The 6,922-nt window shown below is 72.5% G+C and carries 4 protein-coding genes; 1 reads left to right on the forward strand and 3 read right to left on the reverse strand.

All coding sequences use genetic code 11. From position 1 onward, the window contains the following. Window positions 1–91 precede the first annotated feature (91 nt). From GTW67_RS17455 to GTW67_RS17465, 3 genes are all read right to left on the reverse strand, one after another. Entirely contained in the window at window positions 92–511 is a 420-nt protein-coding gene (locus tag GTW67_RS17455; RefSeq protein WP_202437360.1) for a hypothetical protein, read from the reverse strand. 68 nt (window positions 512–579) lie between these two features. Further along, window positions 580–1,068, reverse strand: coding sequence for a hotdog fold thioesterase (locus GTW67_RS17460; protein ID WP_161165749.1), 489 nt, complete (start codon window positions 1,066–1,068; stop codon window positions 580–582). Between the two features lie 65 nt (window positions 1,069–1,133). Then, window positions 1,134–3,413 carry an FdhF/YdeP family oxidoreductase gene (locus tag GTW67_RS17465; RefSeq protein WP_161165750.1) on the reverse strand — a complete coding sequence of 760 codons (2,280 nt, stop codon included), beginning with the start codon at window positions 3,411–3,413 and terminating at the stop codon, window positions 1,134–1,136. Window positions 3,414–3,644: 231 nt separating this feature from the next. Here GTW67_RS17465 and polA point away from each other — a divergent pair, with 231 nt between their 5' ends. After that, a complete protein-coding gene (gene polA / locus GTW67_RS17470) occupies window positions 3,645–6,371 on the forward strand; it encodes a DNA polymerase I (protein ID WP_161165751.1) in 2,727 nt (908 codons plus the stop codon). Window positions 6,372–6,922 lie beyond the last annotated feature (551 nt).

Genomic DNA, 6,922 nt, shown 5'->3' on the forward strand with positions numbered 1-6,922 from the left:
CACCGGGCGAGGTGTCCGCGCGGCCGGACGGGGCGTTCGGAGGGCTCCCGGGCCTGGGTGCCCTCGCCCGCCTCGACCGGGCCGACACCGCTCACCACGGGCCCCCGGTCGGCCCGCCGCCGGCGTAGCGCTCGGCGCACCGGGCGCGGGTGAGGCGGTCGGTCAACTCCTCGGCCGCTCGTGCCCCTTGCTCCCGCCGCACGGGCCGCGCGGCGTCCACGACCTCCCGCAGGATGTCGTACTGCCGGTTGGACAGTCCCATCGACTGGTAGTCGCCGTAGGTGCCGCCCTCCAGCACCTCGCGGGACCAGTGCGTGACGACGCGCACGCACAACTCGGTGCCGGACGCGGGGGTCGTCCGTGCGGTGGTGGCGCCGGCGGGCGAACGGGGTGCGTCCGTTCCTGAACTGCCGCATCCGCTCACCAGCGCGGCCGTCAGCAGCGCCAGGGGGATCGCGTACCGCACCGAGCGCACGGCGACGGTCGGCCGAGGGGCTCGTACCCGCTCCATCCCCCGACGCTAAGGCGCCGGGGGAGCGGGGGCAACGGTGCTGCCGGCACCGCTGAAGGCGGGCGTGCTCAGCCCGCCGCGCCCGTCTGGGCGGCGTCGCCGGGGTTCACGTCCCGCAGCAGGCAGGTCAGGCGGGCCGTGCACACCCGGCGGTCCTGCTCGTCACTGATCACGATCTCGTACGTCGCCGTCGACCGCCCCCGGTGCACGGGCGTGGCCACGCCGGTGACCAGGCCGGAGCGGACCCCTCGGTGGTGGGTGCAGTTCAGGTCGACACCCACGGCGATCTTGGAGCTGCCGCCGTGCAGCATCGAGCCCACCGACCCCAGCGTCTCGGCCAGCACCGCGGACGCGCCGCCGTGCAGCAGCCCGTACGGCTGGGTGTTGCCCTCCACCGGCATGGTGCCGACGACCCGCTCGGGCGCCGCCTCCAGGACCTGGACGCCCATCCGCGCCCCCAGGTGCCCCGCGGAGAACAGCGCGGGGAGATCGACGCCCATCGCGGCGTACTCGTCGATGATCTCCTGCGGGAACTGCACCTGCTGCTGCTCGCCCATGGGCCTGGCTCCGTTCACTGCGGTCCGTCGGTCCGATCCGCCTGTCGGCTCGACTGAGCGGACGCTCAGTCGGTCGCCGATTGTTCCAGACGGACGACCACCGACTTGCTGGCCGGGGTGTTGCTGGTGTCCGCCGTGGCGTCCAGCGGCACCAGGACGTTGGTCTCCGGGTAGTAGGCGGCGGCGCAGCCCCGGGCCGTCGGATAGTGCACGACGCGGAAACCGGGTGCCCGGCGCTCCACACCGTCCGCCCACTCGCCGACCAGGTCGACGTAGGAGCCGTCCGCGACGTTCAGCTTCTCGGCGTCCTCCGGATGGACCAGGACCACCCGGCGGCCGTTCCTGATGCCGCGGTAGCGGTCGTCCAGGCCGTAGATCGTGGTGTTGTACTGGTCGTGCGAGCGCAGCGTCTGGAGCAGCAGCCGGCCCTCGGGCAGCTCCGGGTACTCGACCGGCGCGGCCGTGAAGTTGGCCTTGCCCGTGGCCGTCGGGAAGCGGCGCTCGTCGCGCGGCGCGTGGGGGAGGGCGAAGCCGCCCGGGTGCGCCACGCGCGCGTTGAAGTCCTCGAAGCCGGGGATCACGCGGGCGATGCGGTCGCGGATCGTCGCGTAGTCCTTCTCGAACTCCTCCCACGGCACCCTGCTGTCCTCGCCGAGCACCCGGCGCGCCAGCCGGCACACGATGGCCGGCTCGGACAGCAGATGCCGGCTCGCGGGTTCGAGCCGTCCCCGGGAGGCGTGCACCATGCCCATCGAGTCCTCGACGGTGACGAACTGCTCGCCGCCGCCCTGGAGATCGCGCTCGGTGCGGCCCAGCGTCGGCAGGATCAGGGCCCGGGCGCCCGTGACGGCGTGCGAGCGGTTCAGCTTCGTCGACACGTGTACGGTGAGGCGGGCGCGGCGCATCGCCGCCTCGGTGACCTCCGTGTCGGGGGACGCGGAGACGAAGTTGCCGCCCATCGCGAAGAAGACCTTCGCCTCGCCGTCGCGCAACGCGCGGATGGCCCGCACGACGTCGTACCCGTGCTCGCGCGGCGGGGCGAAGCCGAACTCCTTCTCCAGCGCGTCCAGGAACGCGGGCGCGGGGCGCTCGAAGATGCCCATCGTGCGGTCGCCCTGCACGTTGGAGTGGCCGCGGACCGGGCAGACGCCCGCGCCCGGACGGCCGATGTTGCCGCGCAGGAGGAGGAAGTTGACGACCTCGCGGATGGTGGGCACCGAGTGCTTGTGCTGCGTCAGGCCCATCGCCCAGCACACGATGGTGCGCTTCGAGGCGAGGACCAGGCGCAGCGTCTCCTCGATCTCCGCGCGAGTGAGACCGGTCGCCGCCAGCGTCTCCGCCCAGTCGGCGGCGCGCGCGGCCTCGGCGAACTCCTCGAAGCCGTGCGTGTGTTCCGCGACGAACGCCTCGTCGACCGCCCCCTCGGTCTGAAGGATCAGCTTGTTGAGGAGCCGGAACAGGGCCTGGTCGCCGCCGAGACGGATCTGGAGGAACAGGTCGGTGAGCGCGGCGCCGGTGGTGAGCCCCTTCGGCGTCTGCGGGTTCTTGAAGCGCTCCAGGCCCGCCTCGGGCAGCGGATTGACGCTGATGATCCTCGCGCCGTTCGCCTTGGCCTTCTCCAGCGCGGAGAGCATGCGCGGGTGGTTGGTGCCCGGATTCTGGCCCGCCACGATGATCAGGTCGGACTTGTACAGGTCCTCCAGCAGGACGCTGCCCTTGCCGATGCCGATCGTCTCCGACAGCGCCGAGCCGGACGACTCGTGGCACATGTTGGAGCAGTCCGGCAGGTTGTTGGTGCCCAGCTCGCGCGCGAAGAGCTGGTAGAGGAACGCCGCCTCGTTGCTGGTGCGCCCCGACGTGTAGAAGACCGCCTCGTCCGGCGAGTCCAGGGCGGTGAGCTCCTCCGCGACGATGTCGAAGGCGCGCTTCCAGGTCACCGGCTCGTAGTGCTCGCCGCCCTCCGGGAGGTACACGGGATGCGTGAGCCGGCCCTGCTGGCCCAGCCAGTAGCCGCTGCGGGTCGCGAGGTCGGCCACGGAGTGCGCGGCGAAGAACTCCGGGGTGACCCGGCGCAGGGTGGCCTCCTCGGCCACGGCCTTCGCGCCGTTCTCGCAGAACTCCGCCTTGTGCCGGTGGTCCGGCTCGGGCCAGGCGCAGCCCGGGCAGTCGAAGCCGTTCTTCTGGTTGACGCTCAGCAGCGTCAGCGCGGTCCGCCGCACGCCCATCTGCCGCTGTGCGATGCGCAGGGTGTGGCCGATGGCCGGAATGCCCGCCGCCGCATGCTGGGGCTCGGTGACCTGCGGCGCGTCCTGAACCGGATCACCCTTGGGCGGCTTCGTCGCCATCGCGCGCTCCTTCGCATGCACGTGTGAGGTACGCCTCGATCCTCGCACGGCCCACTGACAGCGCCGGAGGCCGACCTGCTCACCCCGGGCAGGAGAGGCGTCGCGAAGGGGCGCGGGGAACCGCGCGACCAGCCACGACGCACCGATGCCGACGGGATCACCGCACACAACGCCCCCTGCCACCGGCGCTCGCGGGACCGACTGTCAGTGCCACGTGGCAGGATCGGGGACGTGGCAAAGACAGCAGCGAAGAAGACCGAGACCCCCACCGGCGGCAGCCGCCCGCGCCTGATGCTCATGGACGGGCACTCGCTGGCGTACCGCGCGTTCTTCGCGCTGCCCGCGGAGAACTTCACGACCGCGACGGGCCAGCCGACCAACGCGATCTACGGCTTCGCGTCGATGCTGGCCAACACATTGCGTGACGAGGCGCCCACCCACTTCGCGGTGGCGTTCGACGTCTCCCGCAAGACCTGGCGCTCCGAGGAGTTCACCGAGTACAAGGCGAACCGCTCCAAGACGCCGGACGAGTTCAAGGGCCAGGTCGAGCTGATCGGCGAGCTGCTCGACGCGATGCACGTGACCCGCTTCGCCGTCGAGGGCTTCGAGGCGGACGACGTCATCGCCACGCTCGCCACGCAGGCCGAGGCCGAGGGCTTCGAGGTCCTGATCGTCACCGGCGACCGGGACTCGTTCCAGCTGGTCAGCGAGCACACCACAGTCCTGTATCCGACCAAGGGCGTCTCCGAGCTCACCCGGTTCACCCCGGAGAAGGTCCTCGAGAAGTACGGACTGACACCCGCCCAGTACCCCGACTTCGCGGCGCTGCGCGGCGACCCGTCGGACAACCTGCCGGGCATCCCGGGCGTCGGCGAGAAGACGGCCGCGAAGTGGATCAACCAGTTCGGGTCCTTCGCGGACCTGGTCGAGCGCGTCGACGAGGTCAAGGGCAAGGCCGGGCAGAATCTGCGCGACCACCTGGAGTCCGTGAAGCTCAACCGCCGGCTCACCGAGCTGGAGCGGCAGGTCGAGCTGCCGAAGACGGTCACCGACCTGGAGCGTCCCGCGTACGACCGCAAGGGCGTCGCGATGATCCTGGACACCCTGGAGATCCGCAACCCGTCCCTGCGCGAGCGCCTGTTCGCCGTCGACCCGGGCAGCGAGGAGGCCGTGGCCACGCCGGTCGTGGCGGACGGCGTGGAGCTGGACGGCACGGTGCTGGGCACGGGCGAGCTGGCCGGCTGGCTCGCCGAGCACGGCGACCGGCCCCTCGGCGTCGCCACGGTCGACACGTGGGCGCTGGGCACCGGCTCGGTCGCCGAGGTCGCGCTCGCCGCGTCCGACGGCAAGGCCGCCTGGTTCGACCCGACGGAGACCGACGAGGCCGACGAAGCGGCGTTCACAGCCTGGCTCGCCGACCCGGACCGGCCGAAGGTCCTCCACAACGCCAAGGGCGCCATGCGCGTCTTCGCCGAGCACGGCTGGAGCGTCGCCGGCGTGGACATGGACACCGCGCTCGCCGCCTACCTGGTCAAGCCGGGCCGCCGCTCCTTCGACCTGGACGCGCTCTCCCTGGAGTACCTGCACCGCGAGCTGGCCCCCGCCGCCGCGGCCGACGGCCAGCTGGCCTTCGGCGCGGACGACGCCGCCGAGGCCGAGGCGCTCATGGTGCAGGCCCGCGCCATCCTCGACCTGGGCGAGGTCTTCGAGGGCCGCCTGGCGGAGGTCGGCGCCGCGGACCTGCTGCGCGACATGGAACTGCCGACGTCCGCCCTGCTGGCCCGCATGGAGCGGCACGGCATCGCGGCCGACCGGGAGCACCTTCAGGCCATGGAGCAGATGTTCGCGGGCGCGGTCCAGCAGGCCGTGAAGGAGGCCCACGCGGCGGCCGGACGCGAGTTCAACCTGGGCTCGCCCAAGCAGCTCCAGGAAGTCCTCTTCGGCGAGCTGAACCTGCCCAAGACGAAGAAGACCAAGACCGGCTACACGACGGACGCCGACGCGCTGGCCTGGCTGGCGACGCAGACGGACAACGAACTGCCGGTGATCATGCTCCGGCACCGCGAGCAGGCCAAGCTGCGCGTCACGGTCGAGGGCCTGATCAAGACGATCGCCGCGGACGGCCGTATCCACACCACGTTCAACCAGACGGTCGCCGCGACGGGCCGCCTCTCGTCGACCGACCCGAACCTCCAGAACATCCCGGTCCGCACCGACGAGGGCCGGGCGATCCGCCGCGGGTTCGTCGTCGGCGAGGGCTTCGAGTCGCTGATGACGGCGGACTACAGCCAGATCGAGCTGCGCGTGATGGCCCACCTGTCCGAGGACGCGGGCCTGATCGAGGCGTTCACCTCCGGCGAGGACCTGCACACCACGGCCGCCGCGCAGGTGTTCTCCGTCGAGCAGTCCGCGGTGGACGCGGAGATGCGGCGCAAGATCAAGGCCATGTCGTACGGCCTGGCGTACGGGCTGTCGGCCTTCGGCCTCTCCCAGCAGCTGAACATCGAGGCGGCCGAGGCCCGGGGCCTGATGGACGCCTACTTCGAGCGGTTCGGCGGCGTCCGGGACTATCTGCGCCGGGTCGTCGACGAGGCCAGGGCCACCGGATACACGGCCACGCTCTTCGGCCGCCGCCGCTATCTGCCCGACCTCAACAGCGACAACCGCCAGCGCCGCGAGGCGGCCGAGCGGATGGCCCTGAACGCCCCGATCCAGGGCACGGCGGCGGACATCGTCAAGATCGCCATGCTCAACGTGGACAGGGCGCTGCGCGAGGCCGGCCTGGCGTCCCGCATGCTGCTCCAGGTCCACGACGAAATCGTCCTGGAGATCGCCCCCGGTGAGCGGGCGACGGCAGAGGACCTGATCCGCCGCGAAATGGCCACCGCCGTCGACCTGAGAGTCCCCCTGGGCGTCTCGGTGGGCGCGGGCGGGGACTGGGAATCAGCAGCGCACTAGCCTCCGGCGGCTGAGCAGCGGGCCCGGGAGCCAGGCAGACGCCAGCTCCCGGGCCTCGGCGCTCCCCGGGCCTACCCCGTGGTCCGGGCTGGAGCGCGCCGCCCCAACGGCCAGACGGCGGTCGCCCACCGCGGGCCTTTTCGGTGCCGGTCCGCCGCTGCGGTGCAGGGCCGGGGCGGCGGGCCTCTGCCGCGCCGGGCTCCCGTGACGCCCGGCCCTTGGCGTGCGCGCCTCCTGGGGCGCCGGGCGTCTGTGGTGCGGGATCGCCGTGGTGCCGGCTCTCTCCGCGATGCCGGGCTGCTGCGGTGCTGGACCCCTGCGGTGTCGTGCCGCAGGACCGTGGTGCCGGGCTCTGCCAGTGGGCCGCTGCGGCGCTGGGACCGTGGGGCGCGCGACGCGCTTGGCCGTTCGCGTCCGCCGAAGAGCCACCCCGGCCGATCGCCCGGTACCGGCAGGTGACGGCGAGCCCGTTACCGTCCCGCGTGACAGCCGTCCCCGCACGCACCCCCTCCGGCGCGCCCCCGCCCCGCCTGGGCTCCGGCCGGACGCGC

The sequence above is a fragment of the Streptomyces sp. SID5910 genome, from assembly GCF_009862125.1.
In the GTDB taxonomy this organism is placed as follows: Bacteria; Actinomycetota; Actinomycetes; order Streptomycetales; family Streptomycetaceae; genus Streptomyces.